This is a genomic window from Citrobacter sp. wls710, from assembly GCF_005281115.1.
GTDB classification, from domain to species: Bacteria; Pseudomonadota; Gammaproteobacteria; order Enterobacterales; family Enterobacteriaceae; genus Citrobacter; species Citrobacter werkmanii.
Genome location: NZ_SZXD01000004.1, coordinates 35,016 through 52,425 on the forward strand (window position 1 = coordinate 35,016; position 17,410 = coordinate 52,425).

Below are 17,410 nucleotides of genomic sequence, written 5' to 3' on the forward strand. Positions count from 1 at the left end.
GAAGATGTCTGAACCACGTTTCGTCCACCTCCGGGTGCACAGCGACTACTCCATGATCGATGGGCTGGCGAAAACCGGGCCGCTGGTGAAGAAGGCGGCCGCGTTAGGCATGCCCGCGCTGGCGATCACCGATTTTACCAACCTCTGTGGTCTGGTGAAGTTTTACGGAGCGGGTCACGGCGCCGGCATTAAACCGATTGTTGGTGCAGATTTTCATGTCCGCAGTGAGCTATTGGGTGATGAACTCACGCAACTCACCGTGCTGGCCGCTAACAATACCGGCTATCAGAATCTGACGTTGTTGATATCAAAAGCCTATCAGCGCGGTTATGGCGCAGAAGGGCCGGTCATCGACAGGGACTGGCTGGTCGAGCTAAAAGAAGGTTTGATTTTGCTCTCCGGCGGCCGCATGGGCGATGTCGGACGTAGCTTGTTGCGCGGTAATAGCGCCCTGGTTGACGAATGCGTGGCGTTTTACGAAGCGCATTTTCCCAATAGCTACTTCCTGGAGCTGATCCGTACCGGCAGACAAGATGAAGAAAACTATCTGCATGCCGCGGTAGAACTGGCCGAAAGGCGTGGTTTGCCGGTGGTGGCGACCAACGATGTTCGCTTCCTGGAAACCGGTGATTTCGACGCGCATGAAATCCGTGTGGCGATCCACGACGGATTCACCCTTGACGATCCCAAACGTCCGCGTAACTACTCCGCGCAGCAGTATATGCGCAGCGAAGACGAGATGTGCGAGCTGTTCTCCGATATCCCGGAGGCGCTGCAAAACACCGTCGAAATCGCCAAACGCTGTAACGTCACGGTGCGCCTTGGCGAATATTTCCTGCCGCAGTTCCCGACCGGCGATATGACCACCGAGGACTTCCTCGTGGCCAAGTCGAAAGAGGGTCTGGAAGAGCGTCTTGAATTCCTGTTCCCGGATCCGGAAGTGCGCGCCAAGCGTCGTCCGGAGTATGACGAGCGTCTGGATGTGGAACTACAGGTTATCAACCAGATGGGATTCCCAGGCTACTTCCTGATCGTTATGGAATTTATCCAGTGGTCGAAGGATAACGGTGTACCAGTCGGCCCGGGACGTGGTTCCGGCGCAGGTTCGCTGGTGGCCTATGCGCTAAAAATTACCGACCTGGATCCGCTGGAATTTGACCTGCTGTTCGAACGTTTCCTCAACCCGGAACGTGTCTCAATGCCCGACTTCGACGTTGACTTCTGTATGGAGAAACGCGACCAGGTTATTGAACACGTGGCGGAAATGTACGGTCGTGATGCGGTTTCACAGATTATTACTTTCGGTACGATGGCGGCAAAAGCGGTTATCCGTGACGTGGGCCGCGTGCTGGGGCACCCGTACGGCTTCGTGGATCGTATTTCGAAACTGGTGCCGCCCGATCCGGGCATGACGTTGGCGAAAGCCTTCGAAGCTGAACCCCAACTGCCGGAAATCTATGAGGCGGATGAAGAGGTTAAAGCGCTGATCGATATGGCGCGTAAGCTGGAAGGCGTCACGCGTAACGCCGGTAAGCACGCCGGTGGTGTGGTTATCGCCCCGACCAAAATTACCGATTTTGCGCCGCTATACTGCGATGAACAGGGGCTACACCCGGTTACTCAGTTTGATAAGAACGACGTGGAATACGCCGGCCTGGTGAAGTTCGACTTCCTGGGTCTGCGCACGCTGACCATCATCAACTGGGCGCTGGAGATGATCAACGCCCGCCGTGAAAAGAACGGCGAGCCGCCGCTGGATATCGCGGCCATTCCGCTTGACGATAAGAAAAGCTTCGACATGCTGCAACGCTCGGAGACCACCGCGGTATTCCAGCTTGAATCCCGCGGCATGAAGGATCTGATCAAACGTCTGCAGCCTGACTGCTTCGAAGATATGATCGCACTAGTGGCCCTGTTCCGCCCAGGCCCGCTACAGTCGGGGATGGTAGATAACTTTATCGACCGTAAGCATGGCCGCGAAGAGATTTCCTACCCGGACGTACAATGGCAGCATGAGTGTCTGAAGCCGGTACTGGAGCCGACCTACGGCATTATCCTGTATCAGGAACAGGTTATGCAGATTGCCCAGGAGCTATCCGGTTATACGCTTGGCGGCGCGGATATGCTGCGTCGTGCGATGGGTAAGAAAAAGCCGGAAGAGATGGCCAAGCAGCGCGGCACCTTTGAAGAAGGGGCGAAAAAGCGCGGCGTCGACGGCGAACTGGCGATGAAAATCTTTGACCTGGTGGAGAAATTCGCCGGTTACGGATTTAACAAATCACACTCCGCTGCCTATGCGCTGGTCTCTTACCAGACGCTGTGGCTGAAGGCACATTACCCTGCCGAGTTTATGGCGGCGGTAATGACGGCCGATATGGATAACACCGAGAAAGTGGTCGGGCTGGTGGATGAATGCTGGCGCATGGGGTTAAAAATCCTGCCGCCAGACATTAACTCCGGGCTTTACCATTTCCACGTTAACGATGATGGCGAGATTGTTTACGGCATCGGCGCGATAAAAGGCGTGGGTGAAGGGCCAATTGAAGCTATTATTGAGGCGCGCAACGAAGGCGGTTACTTCCGCGAGCTGTTTGATCTCTGTGCGCGTACGGATATCAAAAAACTCAATCGCCGGGTGCTGGAAAAACTGATTATGTCCGGGGCGTTTGACCGCCTTGGCCCACACCGCGCGGCGTTGATGAATTCGCTGAATGATGCGCTAAAAGCCGCCGATCAGCATGCGAAGGCCGAGGCTATTGGCCAGGCTGATATGTTTGGCGTGCTGGCGGAAGAGCCGGAACAAATTGAACAGTCTTATGCCAACTGTACACCGTGGCCTGAGCAGGTAGTATTAGACGGTGAGCGTGAAACGTTAGGGCTTTACCTGACGGGACACCCCATCAACCAGTATTTAAAAGAAATTGAGCGCTATGTTGGAGGCCACAGGCTGAAAGACATGCATCCGACAGAACGTGGTAAAGTCACCACGGCTGCGGGGCTCGTCATTGCCGCGCGGGTAATGGTCACCAAGCGCGGTAATCGTATCGGCATCTGTACACTGGATGACCGTTCCGGGCGTCTGGAAGTTATGTTGTTTACCGATGCCCTGGATAAATACCAGCAATTGCTGGAAAAAGACCGCATACTTATCGTCAGCGGACAGGTCAGCTTTGATGACTTCAGCGGCGGGCTTAAAATGATGGCCCGTGAAGTCATGGATATTGACGAAGCCCGGGAAAAATATGCTCGCGGGCTTGCTATCTCGCTGACGGACAGGCAAATTGATGACCAGCTTTTAAACCGACTCCGTCAGTCTCTGGAACCCCACCGCTCGGGGACAATTCCAGTACATCTCTACTATCAGAGGGCGGATGCACGTGCGCGGTTGCGTTTTGGCGCGACGTGGCGTGTCTCTCCGAGCGATCGTTTGCTAAACGATCTCCGCGGCCTTATTGGTTCGGAGCAGGTGGAACTGGAGTTTGACTAATACAGGAATACTATGAGTCTGAATTTCCTTGATTTTGAACAGCCGATTGCAGAGCTGGAAGCAAAAATCGATTCTCTGACTGCGGTTAGCCGTCAGGATGAGAAACTGGATATTAACATCGATGAAGAAGTGCATCGCCTGCGTGAAAAAAGCGTAGAACTGACGCGTAAAATCTTCGCCGATCTTGGCGCATGGCAGGTAGCCCAACTGGCGCGCCATCCACAGCGTCCGTACACCCTGGATTATGTCCGCCTGGCGTTTGATGAATTTGATGAGCTGGCGGGCGATCGTGCCTATGCGGATGACAAAGCTATCGTCGGCGGTATCGCGCGTCTGGATGGCCGTCCGGTGATGATCATTGGTCATCAGAAAGGCCGTGAGACCAAAGAAAAAATTCGTCGTAATTTCGGCATGCCAGCGCCGGAAGGCTATCGCAAAGCGCTGCGTCTGATGGAAATGGCTGAACGTTTCAACATGCCGATCATTACCTTCATCGACACCCCTGGGGCTTACCCGGGCGTGGGCGCTGAAGAACGTGGTCAGTCTGAAGCCATCGCGCGTAACCTGCGTGAAATGTCGCGTCTGAGCGTACCGGTCATCTGCACCGTTATCGGTGAAGGTGGTTCCGGCGGCGCGCTGGCGATCGGCGTAGGCGATAAAGTGAACATGCTGCAATACAGCACCTATTCCGTTATCTCCCCGGAAGGTTGTGCTTCCATTCTGTGGAAAAGCGCGGATAAAGCGCCGCTGGCCGCTGAAGCGATGGGCATTATCGCGCCGCGTCTGAAAGAGCTGAAGCTTATCGACTCTATCATTCCTGAACCGCTGGGTGGCGCGCACCGCAACCCGGAAGCCATGGCGGCGTCACTGAAAGCGCAACTGCTGACCGATCTCGCCGATCTTGATGTGTTAGGTAAAGAAGATCTGAAAAACCGTCGTTACCAGCGTCTGATGAGCTACGGCTACGCGTAAACTGCATTCATTCTGAAAAGGGCCACAATGCTGTGGCCCTTTTTTTTACCTGTTGTTTGACCAGGCTATGCTTAACTAAGGTTTTTCCAGGAGGAACGCATGAATATCATTGCCATCATGGGACCGCATGGCGTCTTTTATAAAGATGAGCCCATCAAGGAACTTGAGCGTGCGCTACAACAGCAGGGTTTTCAGATTATCTGGCCGCAGAATAGCGTTGACCTGCTGAAGTTTATCGAACATAACCCGCGAATTTGCGGCGTCATTTTTGACTGGGATGAATACAGTCTCGATCTGTGCAGTGAGATCAACCAGCTAAACGAATATCTTCCGCTCTACGCCTTTATTAATACCCATTCGACTATGGATGTCAGCGCCCATGATCTGCGCATGGCGCTGTGGTTTTTTGAGTATGCGCTGGGCCAGTCTGAAGACATTGCCACCCGCATCCGCCAGTACACCAGTGAATATCTGGATAACATCACGCCGCCTTTTACCAAAGCGCTATTTACCTATGTGAAGGAAGGAAAGTATACCTTCTGCACGCCCGGTCATATGGCGGGAACGGCATACCAGAAAAGCCCGGTCGGCTGCTTGTTCTATGATTTCTTTGGCGGCAATACGCTGAAAGCCGATGTGTCCATTTCTGTGACCGAGCTGGGTTCGCTGCTGGATCATACCGGCCCGCACCTGGAAGCGGAGGAGTATATCGCGCGCACTTTTGGCGCCGAGCAGAGCTATATGGTGACCAACGGCACGTCCACCTCCAATAAAATTGTTGGTATGTATGCCGCACCAACCGGCAGTACACTGCTGATTGACCGCAACTGTCATAAGTCGTTGGCGCATTTGCTGATGATGAGCGATGTGGTGCCAATCTGGTTGAAGCCGACGCGTAATGCGTTGGGCATTCTGGGCGGTATCCCCCGTCGGGAATTTACCCGTGCAAGCATTGAAAGCAAGATAGAGGAGACCCCCCAGGCGCAATGGCCGGTGCATGCGGTGATCACCAACTCTACTTATGACGGCCTGCTGTATAACACCAACTGGATCAAGCAAACGCTGGATGTGCCCTCTATCCATTTTGATTCAGCCTGGGTGCCATATACCCATTTTCATCCGATCTATCAGGGGAAAAGCGGGATGAGCGGTGAGCGCGTGCCGGGGAAGGTGATTTTTGAAACCCAGTCTACCCATAAGATGCTGGCGGCGTTGTCACAGGCTTCTCTGATCCACATTAAGGGTGACTACGACGAAGACACCTTCAACGAAGCCTTTATGATGCACACATCCACTTCGCCGAGTTACCCGATTGTTGCCTCGATAGAAACCGCAGCGGCCATGCTGCGAGGCAATTCAGGCAAGCGGTTAATCAATCGTTCGGTGGAGCGGGCGCTGCATTTTCGTAAAGAAGTGCAGCGGTTGCGTGAAGAGTCGGATGGCTGGTTTTTTGATATCTGGCAGCCGGAAAGGGTGGATGAAGCAGAATGCTGGCCGGTAGCGCCTGGTGAAGACTGGCACGGATTTGTCGATGCTGACGCCGACCACATGTTCCTCGACCCGGTGAAAGTCACTATTCTGACGCCGGGGATGGATGAACAAGGAAATATGAGTGAAGAGGGGATCCCCGCCGCGTTGGTGGCGAAATTCCTTGATGAACGCGGCGTGGTTGTCGAGAAAACGGGACCGTATAATCTGTTGTTCCTGTTCAGCATCGGCATTGATAAAACCCGGGCGATGGGCCTGCTGCGTGGCCTGACGGAATTTAAGCGTTCGTACGATCTGAATTTACGCGTGAAAAACATGCTGCCGGATCTGTATGCCGAGGATCCCGACTTTTATCGCAATATGCGTATTCAGGATCTGGCTCAGGGGATCCATAGGCTTATTCGCCAGCACGATCTCTCCGGGCTGATGCTGCGGGCATTTGATACCTTGCCGGAAATGAAAATGACGCCGCATCAGGCCTGGCAGCGGCAGATCAAAGGTGAGGTTGAAACGGTGGCGCTTGATCAACTGGTGGGGCGCGTTTCCGCCAATATGATCCTGCCTTATCCGCCTGGAGTACCGCTCTTGATGCCTGGTGAAATGATCACGGAAAAAAGCCGGGCTGTACTCGATTTCCTGTTGATGCTGTGTTCAGTGGGCCATCATTATCCTGGATTTGAAACCGATATCCATGGCGCTAAACTGGGTGAGGATGGCGTGTATCGTGTGAGAGTCTTAAAAATGGCATAACGACTTGCCTGAACCCATTACGCACGAGTAACGTGCTGAAAGAACAAACGAAAGAGGCGATGACGCTATGCTGGGATTAAAACAGGTTCACCATATTGCCATTATTGCGACGGACTACGCGGTGAGTAAGGCATTTTACTGCGATGTGCTGGGCTTCACCCTGATGAGCGAAGCCTACCGGGAAGAGCGTGACTCCTGGAAAGGCGATCTGGCATTGAACGGTCAGTATGTGATTGAGCTCTTTTCTTTCCCATTTCCACCTTGCCGCCCGAGTCGACCGGAAGCCTGTGGTTTACGTCATCTGGCGTTCAGTGTGGATGATGTAGAGAAAGCGATCGCGCATCTGGAGGCTCGCGATGTGAAGTGTGAGGCGGTACGCATCGATCCTTTTACTGGCAAACGCTTTACGTTTTTTAACGATCCCGACGGATTACCGCTCGAACTGTATGAGCTGTAAGGCTTGTTATTGTGGCGTTAGCCCGGTAACGTGCCGGGCAATGCCATTGTAAGTAACCATCATGACAACACTCACGCTGAATACTTCACTGCTGAATTCTCAATCGATTCTGGTCGCCTTTAGCGGCGGGCTGGACTCCACCGTGCTGCTGCATCAGTTAGTGCTGTGGCGAGCACAGCACCCTGACGTTACGTTGCGCGCAATCCATATTCATCATGGACTAAGTCCCCATGCGGACAGCTGGGTGCAGCACTGTGAATCGATATGCGCGCAGTGGCAGGTGCCGTTGGTGGTTGAACGGGTCCGTCTGGAGGATGATGGCCTGGGTATAGAAGCTCAGGCGCGGCGGGCGCGCTATCACGCATTTGCACAGACGTTACTGCCGGGCGAGGTACTGATGACCGCCCAGCATTTGGATGACCAGTGCGAAACCTTTCTGCTGGCACTTAAGCGCGGCAGTGGTCCTGCCGGGCTTTCCGCCATGGGGGAAAGCTCACCGTTCGCCGGGACCCGGCTGATCCGACCGCTGCTGGCGCAAACGCGAGAGGCGCTGGAAGGGTGGGCGCGACAGCACCAATTATGCTGGATCGAAGATGAAAGTAATCAGGATGATACCTACGATCGCAATTTCCTCAGATTGCGCGTTACTCCCTTGCTGCAACAGCGTTGGCCACACTTCGCGCAAGCTACAGCCCGCAGCGCCGCGCTGTGCGCCGAGCAGGAGAGCTTGCTGGATGAATTGCTTGCCAGCGATCTAGCCGACTGTGTCACGGCCCAGGGCACACTGTTGCTGGCGCCGCTTATGATGATGAGCGATGTGCGGCGCGCTGCGCTGCTTCGCCGCTGGCTGGCGGGATTACATGCGCCAATGCCTTCCCGTGACGCTCTGGAACGTATCTGGCAGGAAGTCGCGCTGGCACGAGAGGATGCTTCCCCCTGTTTTCGCCTTGGAGGGTTCGACATTCGTCGCTACCAGTCGCAACTGTGGTGGGTGAAACCGGTCGACGGGCACAGCGAAACCGTCATTCCTTGGCCATGCTGGCAAACGCCGCTGACGCTGCCCGTTGGGCTGGGAGCGGTGCAGTTAATCTCCGCAGGCGAATTGCGCGTGCCTAAAGCGGACGAGCTGGTCAGTATTCGTTTTAAAGCGCCAGGCGTATTACATATTGTCGGGCGTAACGGTGGACGTAAATTAAAGAAAATCTGGCAGGAGCAGGGGATTCCACCCTGGCGACGAGATACCACGCCGCTGCTTTTTTATGGTGAAACGTTGATTGCGGCTGCGGGTGTTTTTGTGACGCGTGAGGGAATAGCAGAAGATGAAGAAGGTGTGAGTCTGATTTGGCATGCCTGATGGCGCTGCGCTTATCCGGCCTACGTATCTCATGGACCGTAGGCCGGATAAGGTGCTTGCACCGCCATCCGGCAACAAAATAATCAGGATTCGCTGACTACCACGGTACCGATTTGTGGGTGGCTGAAGCTGGCAATTTTGTCGAGGCGAAGCTCACGGGTTTCACCTGCGACCTCTGCGACCAGATATTCCACGTTTTTGCGGGAAACCAGATCGTTTGCCTTCGCTTGCAAAACTTCGCCATCTTTTAACGCCAACGTCAGTAACAAATGGTGCTGGCAGGCGAGTTCAAGATTGTCGTAATCATCACAGTTGATGGGTTGATACGTTTCATTCATTGACATAATCGCTCACCAGTAAGTTCGCGGCAGCATAGGCCGCTTTTTCCCTGACCGACTCTGAAAGGGCGCTGTCTGCCGCCACTTCATTAAGCACCTTCAATACGCAGCCCAGCGCATCCGGGACATACCCTAAGTCTCCGCTGGCGATTTCCGCGTACCGCTTGCGTATTAACTCACAATATTTTTCCACATGCCCTCCTGTCAGCACTCTGACTTAACCGTGGATGCAAGTCTAAGCCTACGAAGATAAACTCTGTTTAGCAAGGTGACTATACCATACTCATTCAGGCAATATCAGCGCCTTGATAGAGGCGCTGTTAGCAGCCTTTTGCCGTGGTTTTCGCTACAATGTGCGCCTGATTCGAAAGGAGTTCTCAAATGGCGCTTAAAGCGACAATCTATAAAGCTGTAGTCAATGTGGCGGATCTTGACCGCAACCAATTCCTTGACGCAGCCTTGACGCTGGCGCGTCACCCTTCAGAAACCCAGGAGCGCATGATGCTGCGTCTGCTGGCGTGGATTAAATATGCCGATGAGCGCCTGCAGTTTACGCGGGGCCTGAGTGCGGAAGATGAACCGGAAGCATGGCTGCGAAACGACCATCTGGGCATTGATTTATGGATTGAACTCGGCCTGCCGGATGAGCGCCGTATTAAGAAAGCCTGCACTCAGTCTGCTGAGGTGGCCCTGTTTACCTACAACAGCCGTGCGGCCCAGATCTGGTGGCAACAAAACCAGAGTAAGTGCGCGCAGTTTAAAAATCTTACCGTGTGGTATCTGGATGACGAACAGCTGGCACAACTGAGTGAATTTGCTGGTCGCACCATGGCGCTGCAGGCGACGATCCAGGATGGCGCGATCTGGTTGTCCGATTCTCAGAACAATCTGGAAATTCATCTGACCGCGTGGCAGCCGCGTTCATGATTGTTATCTCCCGAAACGTCTCTATCCCTGACAATGAGCTGGAAATCACGGCGATTCGGGCGCAGGGCGCGGGCGGTCAGCACGTTAACAAGACCTCGACGGCTATCCATTTGCGCTTTGACATTCGGGCCTCTGGCCTGCCAGAGTATTATAAGGAACGACTGCTTGCCGCCAGCCATCATCTGATTAGCAGCGATGGCATTATTATCATTAAGGCGCAGGAATACCGTAGCCAGGAGCTTAATCGGGAAGCGGCAATCTCGCGGCTGGTGGCGGTGATCAAAGAATTAACCGCAGTGCAAAAAAGCCGACAGGCAACGCGTCCTACGCGCGCTTCGAAAGAGCGTAGGTTGTCGTCGAAGGCGCAAAAATCCACAGTGAAAGCACTGCGCGGGAGAGTTCGTCGAACGCAAGACTGACGAGCAGGAATAAAAATTTATAAGGAATTGATAGTGAAAACAGCAATATTGTCCGTAGTCGCTGCATGCACGCTTTTTTCCTTGATCGGCTGTAACAACCGTACTGAAGTCGAAGTGCTACAGCCGACACGGGCGGCAGAATTAAAACCGATGCAGCAGAGCTGGCGTGGCATCCTGCCTTGCGCAGACTGCGAAGGGATTGAAACTTCTCTGTTCCTTGAAAAAGACGGAACATGGGTGATGAACGAACGCTATCAGGGGGTGAGGGATGAACCGTCGTCCTTTGCCTCTTATGGTACATGGGCGCGCACTGCTGACAAGCTGGTGCTGACCGACAGCAAAGGTGAAAAGTCGTACTACCGGGTAAAAGGTGAAGCGCTGGAAATGCTCGATCGTGAAGGTAATCCGATTGAGTCGCAGTTCAACTACACGCTCCAGCCGGTTTCCGCCAGCTTACCAGTGACGCCAATGCCGATGCGGGGGATGTACTTCTATATGGCTGATGCAGCTATCTTTACCGACTGCGCAACGGGTAAACGGATGCCGGTGGCGAATAACGCCCAGCTTGAGCGTGACTATTTAGCCGCTCGCGCGGAAAACGGGCAATCTGTACTGCTGACGCTGGAAGCGCATTTCACGCTGGAGGCGAACCCGGACACCGGCGAAAAAGTGAAAACGCTGATGGCGGATAAAGATGCGAAGTTTATCCCTGGTAAAGCGTGTAATTAATCGATAAAAAAAGGCCCTGATAATCAGGGCCTTTTGCTGGTATTAGCCTTTAATGGCTTTTACCAGGTAGTCGACGATGTCGCCTGTTTTAATCAACTGCTTCTCGCCGTTACGACGGTATTTGTATTCGATATCGTCGTTGTCGAGGTTACGGTCGCCCAGCACGATGGTGTGCGGAATACCGATCAGTTCCATATCGGCAAACATCACGCCCGGACGCTCTTTACGGTCGTCCATCAGCACTTCAATGCCCTGCGCGCGCAACTCAGCGTACAGTTTTTCAGCCAGTTCCTGCACGCGATAGGACTTATGCATGTTCATCGGCAGAATTGCCACCTGGAACGGGGCAATGGCGTCTGGCCAGACGATACCGCGATCGTCATAGTTCTGTTCGATAGCGGCAGCAACCACGCGAGTTACCCCGATACCGTAGCAACCCATGGTCAGGATCTGGTTACGACCGTCTTCGCCCTGAACGGCGGCTTTCATCGCTTCAGAGTACTTGGTGCCCAACTGGAAGATGTGACCCACTTCGATGCCGCGTTTAATCAGCAACGTACCCTTGCCATCCGGACTCGGATCGCCAGCGACCACGTTACGGATGTCCGCAACTTCCGGGGTGGCAACGTCGCGATCCCAGTTGATACCGAAATAGTGCTTACCGTCGATGTTCGCGCCCGCGGCGAAATCGCTCATCACGGCAACGGTACGGTCGATAACAACCGGAATTGGCATGTTCACCGGACCGAGAGAACCCGGACCCGCTTTCACCAACGCGCGAATTTCTTCTTCAGTGGCGAAGGTCAGCGGGCTGGCAACCTGCGGCAGTTTTTCCGCTTTGACTTCGTTCAGCTCGTGATCGCCGCGAACCAGCAGCGCAATCAGCCGAGACTTGCTGCCTTCAACCGCTTTCACCAGCAGGGTTTTTACGGTTTTTTCGATCGGCAGGTTGAACTGTTCAACCAGCTCGGCGATGGTTTTCGCGTTCGGCGTATCAACCAGCGTCATCTCCTGCGTTGCTGCCGCACGCGGCTCTTTCGGGGCCACGGCTTCGGCGAATTCGATGTTTGCTGCATAGTCGGAGGAGTCGGAGAAGATCACATCGTCTTCGCCGCTCTGCGCCAGCACCTGGAATTCGTGAGAGGCGCTACCGCCGATTGAACCGGTGTCCGCCTGGACCGCACGGAAATCGAGACCCATACGGCTGAAGATCTTGCTGTACGCCGCATACATCGCGTCGTAGGTCTCCTGCAGGGATTCCTGAGAAGTATGGAAAGAATAAGCATCTTTCATCAGGAATTCGCGGGAACGCATCACGCCGAAGCGCGGACGGACTTCGTCACGGAATTTAGTCTGGATCTGGTAAAAGTTCAGCGGCAGCTGTTTGTAAGAGCTCAGCTCATTACGAATCAGGTCGGTGATCACTTCTTCATGCGTTGGGCCAAGGACGAACGGGCGATCGCCACGGTCAGCAATACGCAGCAGTTCCGGGCCGTATTGTTCCCAACGGCCACTCTCTTGCCACAGCTCAGAGGGCTGAACGACCGGCATCAACACCTCGATCGCACCGGCGTTGTTCATCTCTTCACGCACGATGTTTTCGACTTTTTTCAGGACGCGCACGCCGGTCGGCAGCCAGGTATATAACCCGGAGGCCAGCTTGCGGATCATCCCGGCGCGCAGCATCAGCTGGTGGCTGATGACTTCGGCGTCGGCAGGTGTCTCCTTCAGAGTGGAGAGCAGATATTGGCTAGTACGCATGTTGTTACGGTTCCAGTTGAACGATCGAACAGGCTCAAAACGAGCCTGGCACAAAACAAAAGTGGTTTAGTTTACCAGCGAGAAAGGGATGTCAAAAGAGTACGCGACGCAAATTAGCGGGCTTCCAGAGCAAAGACCTCAAATCCTGACGGCGTAACGCGCCAGCGGACGTTAAAGTCCAGCAGCCAAACGGCATAGGTTTTGCCTTCTTCCTCGTTTTTACGGTAGGCAGGACGGGGATCCTGCGCCAGCACTTCGGCAATAAACTGGCGAAGATGCGGATAACGTTTTTCCAGCCCAGCCAGTTGCCCAGCGATCTCTTCACTGAACGTCACATCTATGCTGGCCTGCGGTGCATCCTGAGCATAGCTGGCGCGAGCATCGGGCAGCGATTCGGCAAATGGCAGATACGGCTTAATATCCACTACCGGCGTACCATCGACAAGATCCAGCCCGTCGAGCTCAAGGATGACGTGCTCTTTATGGCAGCGGATGCCCCGCAGCTCAACCAAAGACATGCCAACAGGGTTAGGACGAAACGTTGAACGCGTGGCGAAGACACCCATTCTGGCGTTGCCGCCAAGACGGGGAGGGCGCACGGTTGGACGCCATCCTCCTTCCATTGTCTGATGAAAAACAAAAATCACCCACAAATGGCTGAAGGCTTCCAGGCCGCGAACGGCATCGGCCTGGTTATAGGGAGCGAGCAAATGCAGTTCGCCGCTGGCGCTTTTCACCAGACCTGGCTGGCGTGGAACGGCGAACTTTTCTTTATAAGGTGAGCGGATAACGCCTATTTGCTCGAACTGAAAATGGCTCATTTCGCCGAAATGTTCAGTGCAGAACCAATGCAAACCGCCTGACGATAGCAACCTGGGGTCCCGCTGGTTACTTCGCAACTGTGCAGCAATACCGCATTCGCTTTCATTTTAGAGGCGTTAATCTGCATGCGTTTACGTGCGGTTGGGATGCTAGGAGGGGAATCCTGGTTTGATGCCTGGCAGGATTCGCCGCTGACTTCGCCGAGATCGCGGAACGGTTTACCCACTAAATCTTCGGCGTTAGTAATGATTCTTACCGGCGCCGCGCGCGGTGCTTTTGGTTTTTCCGGCTCCGCTTTTGGCGGGGTAGCGGTGCTTTGAACGGGTTCAACAGGGGATCTGCTTAACATAGAACAGCCGCTCAGCATGAGTGCTACTAAACAGATCGGTAAAGCACGCATAATATTTCCTCAATGAATGATCTAAACGTCAGATATTGAATCAGGTGCTTGCATAAATGACAAGACGGGCAAGCGCCCGTCCTGATGATATTACAGATTCTGGAAACAGCCTAAAATTACCAGCCCTTAACCGCACCGCCGTTGAAGACTTTGTTTGCCGCTTCGTACACTTCGTCAGACTGGTAGGCCTGCACGAATTTCTTCACGTTCTCAGCATCTTTGTTGTCTTCACGGGTCACGATCAGGTTTACGTACGGAGAATCTTTATCTTCAACAAAGATACCGTCTTTTGCCGGGGTCAGGCCAATCTGGCTGGCGTAGGTGGTGTTGATGACCGCCAGGGCGATTTGCGCATCGTCCAGGGAACGCGGCAGCTGCGGCGCTTCCAGTTCAACCAGCTTCAGGTTTTTCGGGTTTTCAATCACGTCCAGCGCGGTCGGCAGCAGGCCAACACCGTCTTTCAGTTTGATTAAGCCCACTTTTTGCAGCAGCAGCAGCGAGCGGCCGAGGTTAGTCGGGTCGTTTGGAATAGCGACCTGAGAACCTTCCTGCAGCTCATCCAGTGATTTGATTTTTTTTGAATAGCCCGCAATCGGATAAACAAAAGTATTGCCTGCGGCAACCAGCTTGTAACCACGATCTTTAATCTGCTGATCCAGGTACGGTTTGTGCTGGAAGGCGTTGGCATCAATGTCGCCTTTGCTCAGCGCTTCGTTAGGCAGGACGTAATCGTTAAACGTGACCAGCTCAACGTCCAGACCGTATTTTTCTTTTGCCACTTTCTGCGCGACTTCTGCAACCTGCTGCTCTGCGCCAACAATAACGCCCACTTTGATGTGGTTAGGATCTTTTTCATCCTGACCGCAACCCACAAGTGCCAGAGAACCGATCAAGGCTCCAACTGCCGCAAAGGTTTTGAATTTGAACGCCATGCTTATTTCCTTTTCTTAATGAGTTTTTAGTGTTGTGTGCAATGTTATTTGTGCGTGACAACCCGGACGATGCGATCGCCGGATAACTGAATTAAATAAACCAGAACGACGAGCAATACCAGTACTGTATTCATCACGGTGGCGTTGTAGCCAATATAACCGTACTGGTAGCCAATCTGTCCCAGACCACCTGCGCCGACGGCACCGCCCATCGCGGAATAGCCAACCAGCGTGATAAGGGTGATGGTGGCGGCATTGACCAGGCCCGGCAGCGCTTCTGGCAGCAGGACTTTACGCACGATCTGTAACGGTGTAGCGCCCATTGCACGAGAGGCTTCAATCAGCCCGGTAGGGATTTCCAGCAGCGCATTTTCCACCATACGGGCGATAAACGGCGCGGCGCCGACGGTCAGCGGGACGATAGCGGCCTGCAGCCCGATAGAAGTACCCACAATCATGCGGGTGAAAGGAATCATCCACACCAGCAAAATAATGAATGGGATGGAACGGAAAATATTTACCAGTGCAGAGAGCGTACGGTAAAGCTTAGCGTTCTCAATGATTTGCCCAGGACGCGTAACGTACAGCAATACGCCAACCGGCAGGCCAATGACAAAACCAAAAAAACCGGACACAAAGGTCATTGCCAGCGTTTCCCATACGCCGCGAACCAGCAGCCACATCATCGGCTCAGACATAACCCAGTACCTCTACTTTTACATGGTGTTCCTGCAGCCAATTAATGGCTGCTTGTGTATCTTCTTGTGTGCCGTGCATTTCAGTCAGCATGATGCCGAACTTCACGCCGCCGGCGTAATCCATCTGCGCGCTAATAATGTTGTTATTTACATTAAAGCGACGGGCCGTCTCAGAGAGTAATGGCGCATCGACCGAATGACCGGTGAACTCCATGCGCAGCATTGGCACGCTGTCGGCCTCCGGCTCTGCTTTTAAACGTTCCAGATAATCTTCCGGGATATCCAGATGCAGAGTGGACTGGATAAACTTCTGTGCCAGCGGCGTTTTCGGATGAGAGAAAACTTCGCTGACGGTGTCTTGCTCAATCAGTTCACCATTACTGATGACCGCCACGCAGTCACAAATGCGTTTTACTACGTCCATCTCATGGGTAATTAGCAGAATGGTGAGACCCAGACGACGGTTAATGTCTTTCAGCAGCTCCAGAATCGAACGCGTGGTTGCCGGGTCGAGTGCGCTGGTGGCTTCATCGCACAGCAACACTTTGGGATTACTTGCCAGCGCACGAGCGATCGCCACTCGCTGTTTTTGTCCACCGGAAAGGTTGGCCGGATAGCTATCGTGCTTGTCGCCAAGACCGACTAAATCCAGCAGTTCTGTTACACGGCGTTTGATCTCTTCTTTTGGTGTGTTATCCAGTTCCAGCGGCAGCGCGACGTTGCCAAATACGGTACGGGAAGAGAGCAGGTTAAAGTGCTGGAAAATCATGCCGATTTGACGGCGAGCTTTGGTCAACTCGGACTCTGAAAGCGTGGTCAGTTCCTGACCGCCGACCTGAACGCTGCCTTCGGTTGGGCGTTCAAGTAAGTTAACGCAGCGGATAAGCGTACTTTTACCGGCACCGGAGGCGCCAATGACGCCATAAATCTGCCCGGCAGGAACGTGCAGGCTGACATTATTTATCGCCTGAATGGTGCGAGTCCCCTGCTGGAACACTTTGGTGATATTCGAAAGTTTAATCATTGGTTATTTATTATCGTAATTAAGTTAGCCGTGGCATTTTCGTCTGTCTGGGACGGTCAAGGCCGTCAACAAGATGGATGTTAAGGCATCCAGACGTCTAAATCAATCTAGCTTTGCACGATGAGCACTTTCTTGCCCGCCGAAACATGCGATACTAGAGCCACATGCCTTATTCAGGAGCTATAAAAGGTGGCAAAGTCTGTACCCGCAATTTTTCTCGACCGTGACGGCACCATTAATGTGGACCACGGTTACGTACATGAGATTGACGAGTTCGAGTTTATCGACGGTGTTATTGATGCCATGCGTGAACTTAAAAATATGGGTTACGCGCTAATTGTGGTGACGAACCAGTCTGGTATCGCGCGCGGTAAATTTACCGAGGCTCAGTTTGAAACGTTGACCGAATGGATGGACTGGTCGCTGGCCGATCGCGACGTTGATCTGGATGGTATCTACTATTGCCCGCATCATCCGCAGGGTACCGTAGAAGAGTATCGTCAGGTCTGCGATTGCCGTAAACCGCATCCCGGGATGCTGATTTCCGCCCGCGACTTCCTGCACATCGATATGGCTGCTTCTTATATGGTAGGCGACAAAATAGAAGATATGCAGGCGGCAGCTGCTGCGAATGTTGGAACCAAGGTACTGGTGCGCACGGGCAAACCCGTCACGCCGGAAGCAGAAAATGCGGCAGATTTGGTTATAAATAGTCTGGCAGACCTGCCAATAGCGATAAAAAAGCAGCAAAAGTAAGCGTTGTGGGTAAAAGGTGAGCGGTTGAAACAAAAATGCATTTTTCCGCTTGTCTTCCTGAGTCGACTCCCTATAATGCGCCTCCATCGACACGGC

General features: G+C 53.5%; 17 protein-coding genes. 9 read left to right on the top strand and 8 right to left on the bottom strand.

The features are described from left to right. The first annotated feature begins 4 nt into the window (after nucleotides 1-4). The 5 genes from dnaE (at nucleotide 5) to tilS (ending at nucleotide 8,508) form a co-directional block, all read left to right on the top strand. A complete protein-coding gene (gene dnaE, locus FDX14_RS01865) occupies nucleotides 5-3,487 on the top strand; it encodes a DNA polymerase III subunit alpha (RefSeq protein WP_137348922.1) in 3,483 nt (1,160 codons plus the stop codon). A gap of 12 nt (nucleotides 3,488-3,499) precedes the next feature. Then, nucleotides 3,500-4,459: an acetyl-CoA carboxylase carboxyl transferase subunit alpha gene (gene accA / locus FDX14_RS01870; RefSeq protein ID WP_042312159.1), complete on the top strand. Its 960-nt coding sequence runs from the start codon at nucleotides 3,500-3,502 to the stop codon at nucleotides 4,457-4,459. Nucleotides 4,460-4,558: 99 nt separating this feature from the next. Further along, nucleotides 4,559-6,697: a lysine decarboxylase LdcC gene (gene ldcC, locus FDX14_RS01875; RefSeq protein ID WP_042312156.1), complete on the top strand. Its 2,139-nt coding sequence runs from the start codon at nucleotides 4,559-4,561 to the stop codon at nucleotides 6,695-6,697. Nucleotides 6,698-6,764: 67 nt separating this feature from the next. Next, nucleotides 6,765-7,154 (top strand): VOC family protein, encoded by a 390-nt coding sequence (locus FDX14_RS01880; protein WP_061380838.1) that lies wholly within the window; start codon nucleotides 6,765-6,767, stop codon nucleotides 7,152-7,154. Between the two features lie 61 nt (nucleotides 7,155-7,215). Continuing rightward, nucleotides 7,216-8,508, top strand: coding sequence for a tRNA lysidine(34) synthetase TilS (gene tilS / locus FDX14_RS01885; RefSeq protein ID WP_137348923.1), 1,293 nt, complete (start codon nucleotides 7,216-7,218; stop codon nucleotides 8,506-8,508). An 83-nt stretch (nucleotides 8,509-8,591) separates the two neighbouring features. Here tilS and rof read toward each other — a convergent pair whose 3' ends face one another. Together rof and FDX14_RS01895 are read right to left on the bottom strand one after the other, a co-directional pair. Beyond that, on the bottom strand, nucleotides 8,592-8,852 hold the full coding sequence (gene rof, locus FDX14_RS01890) for a Rho-binding antiterminator (RefSeq protein ID WP_032940409.1): 261 nt from the start codon (nucleotides 8,850-8,852) through the stop codon (nucleotides 8,592-8,594). Continuing rightward, nucleotides 8,839-9,039 (bottom strand): YaeP family protein, encoded by a 201-nt coding sequence (locus FDX14_RS01895; RefSeq protein WP_005132083.1) that lies wholly within the window; start codon nucleotides 9,037-9,039, stop codon nucleotides 8,839-8,841. Before FDX14_RS01895 ends, rof begins: the two co-directional genes overlap by 14 nt. A gap of 188 nt (nucleotides 9,040-9,227) precedes the next feature. Between FDX14_RS01895 and FDX14_RS01900 the strand changes: the two genes are divergently transcribed. From FDX14_RS01900 to nlpE, 3 genes are read left to right on the top strand one after another with little or no spacing between them, the layout of a single operon-like run. After that, nucleotides 9,228-9,773 carry a YaeQ family protein gene (locus FDX14_RS01900; protein ID WP_042312149.1) on the top strand — a complete coding sequence of 182 codons (546 nt, stop codon included), beginning with the start codon at nucleotides 9,228-9,230 and terminating at the stop codon, nucleotides 9,771-9,773. Further along, nucleotides 9,770-10,192: an alternative ribosome rescue aminoacyl-tRNA hydrolase ArfB gene (gene arfB / locus FDX14_RS01905; RefSeq protein WP_042312146.1), complete on the top strand. Its 423-nt coding sequence runs from the start codon at nucleotides 9,770-9,772 to the stop codon at nucleotides 10,190-10,192. The genes FDX14_RS01900 and arfB overlap by 4 nt, the downstream gene beginning before the upstream one ends. A 30-nt stretch (nucleotides 10,193-10,222) precedes the next feature. After that, complete coding sequence (gene nlpE / locus FDX14_RS01910; RefSeq protein WP_094300986.1) at nucleotides 10,223-10,921, top strand: envelope stress response activation lipoprotein NlpE; 699 nt, start codon at nucleotides 10,223-10,225, stop codon at nucleotides 10,919-10,921. A 42-nt stretch (nucleotides 10,922-10,963) separates the two neighbouring features. Here the strand turns inward: nlpE and proS are convergent, their stop codons facing one another. The 6 genes from proS to metN form a co-directional block, all read right to left on the bottom strand. After that, nucleotides 10,964-12,682 (bottom strand): proline--tRNA ligase, encoded by a 1,719-nt coding sequence (gene proS / locus FDX14_RS01915; RefSeq protein WP_042312143.1) that lies wholly within the window; start codon nucleotides 12,680-12,682, stop codon nucleotides 10,964-10,966. A 113-nt stretch (nucleotides 12,683-12,795) separates the two neighbouring features. Continuing rightward, on the bottom strand, nucleotides 12,796-13,503 hold the full coding sequence (gene tsaA, locus FDX14_RS01920; protein WP_137348924.1) for a tRNA (N6-threonylcarbamoyladenosine(37)-N6)-methyltransferase TrmO: 708 nt from the start codon (nucleotides 13,501-13,503) through the stop codon (nucleotides 12,796-12,798). After that, a complete protein-coding gene (gene rcsF / locus FDX14_RS01925) occupies nucleotides 13,500-13,904 on the bottom strand; it encodes an envelope stress sensor lipoprotein RcsF (RefSeq protein WP_016151780.1) in 405 nt (134 codons plus the stop codon). Before rcsF ends, tsaA begins: the two co-directional genes overlap by 4 nt. Nucleotides 13,905-14,020: 116 nt before the next feature. Continuing rightward, nucleotides 14,021-14,836 carry a methionine ABC transporter substrate-binding lipoprotein MetQ gene (gene metQ / locus FDX14_RS01930; RefSeq protein ID WP_006686809.1) on the bottom strand — a complete coding sequence of 272 codons (816 nt, stop codon included), beginning with the start codon at nucleotides 14,834-14,836 and terminating at the stop codon, nucleotides 14,021-14,023. A gap of 44 nt (nucleotides 14,837-14,880) precedes the next feature. Beyond that, nucleotides 14,881-15,534 (bottom strand): methionine ABC transporter permease MetI, encoded by a 654-nt coding sequence (locus tag FDX14_RS01935; protein ID WP_006686810.1) that lies wholly within the window; start codon nucleotides 15,532-15,534, stop codon nucleotides 14,881-14,883. Continuing rightward, on the bottom strand, nucleotides 15,527-16,558 hold the full coding sequence (gene metN, locus FDX14_RS01940; RefSeq protein WP_061380834.1) for a methionine ABC transporter ATP-binding protein MetN: 1,032 nt from the start codon (nucleotides 16,556-16,558) through the stop codon (nucleotides 15,527-15,529). The genes FDX14_RS01935 and metN overlap by 8 nt, the downstream gene beginning before the upstream one ends. Before the next feature lie 189 nt (nucleotides 16,559-16,747). Between metN and gmhB the strand changes: the two genes are divergently transcribed. Beyond that, nucleotides 16,748-17,314: a D-glycero-beta-D-manno-heptose 1,7-bisphosphate 7-phosphatase gene (gene gmhB, locus FDX14_RS01945; RefSeq protein ID WP_061380833.1), complete on the top strand. Its 567-nt coding sequence runs from the start codon at nucleotides 16,748-16,750 to the stop codon at nucleotides 17,312-17,314. Nucleotides 17,315-17,410 lie beyond the last annotated feature (96 nt).

Coding starts and splice junctions, on each gene's coding strand:
- rof (WP_032940409.1), bottom strand. CDS start 8,852: ATGTCAATGAATGAAACGTATCAACCCATCAACTGTGATGATTACGAC.
- arfB (WP_042312146.1), top strand. CDS start 9,770: ATGATTGTTATCTCCCGAAACGTCTCTATCCCTGACAATGAGCTGGAA.
- dnaE (WP_137348922.1), top strand. CDS start 5: ATGTCTGAACCACGTTTCGTCCACCTCCGGGTGCACAGCGACTACTCC.
- proS (WP_042312143.1), bottom strand. CDS start 12,682: ATGCGTACTAGCCAATATCTGCTCTCCACTCTGAAGGAGACACCTGCC.
- FDX14_RS01880 (WP_061380838.1), top strand. CDS start 6,765: ATGCTGGGATTAAAACAGGTTCACCATATTGCCATTATTGCGACGGAC.
- FDX14_RS01935 (WP_006686810.1), bottom strand. CDS start 15,534: ATGTCTGAGCCGATGATGTGGCTGCTGGTTCGCGGCGTATGGGAAACG.
- tsaA (WP_137348924.1), bottom strand. CDS start 13,503: ATGAGCCATTTTCAGTTCGAGCAAATAGGCGTTATCCGCTCACCTTAT.
- rcsF (WP_016151780.1), bottom strand. CDS start 13,904: ATGCGTGCTTTACCGATCTGTTTAGTAGCACTCATGCTGAGCGGCTGT.
- tilS (WP_137348923.1), top strand. CDS start 7,216: ATGACAACACTCACGCTGAATACTTCACTGCTGAATTCTCAATCGATT.
- metQ (WP_006686809.1), bottom strand. CDS start 14,836: ATGGCGTTCAAATTCAAAACCTTTGCGGCAGTTGGAGCCTTGATCGGT.
- metN (WP_061380834.1), bottom strand. CDS start 16,558: ATGATTAAACTTTCGAATATCACCAAAGTGTTCCAGCAGGGGACTCGC.
- FDX14_RS01900 (WP_042312149.1), top strand. CDS start 9,228: ATGGCGCTTAAAGCGACAATCTATAAAGCTGTAGTCAATGTGGCGGAT.
- ldcC (WP_042312156.1), top strand. CDS start 4,559: ATGAATATCATTGCCATCATGGGACCGCATGGCGTCTTTTATAAAGAT.
- accA (WP_042312159.1), top strand. CDS start 3,500: ATGAGTCTGAATTTCCTTGATTTTGAACAGCCGATTGCAGAGCTGGAA.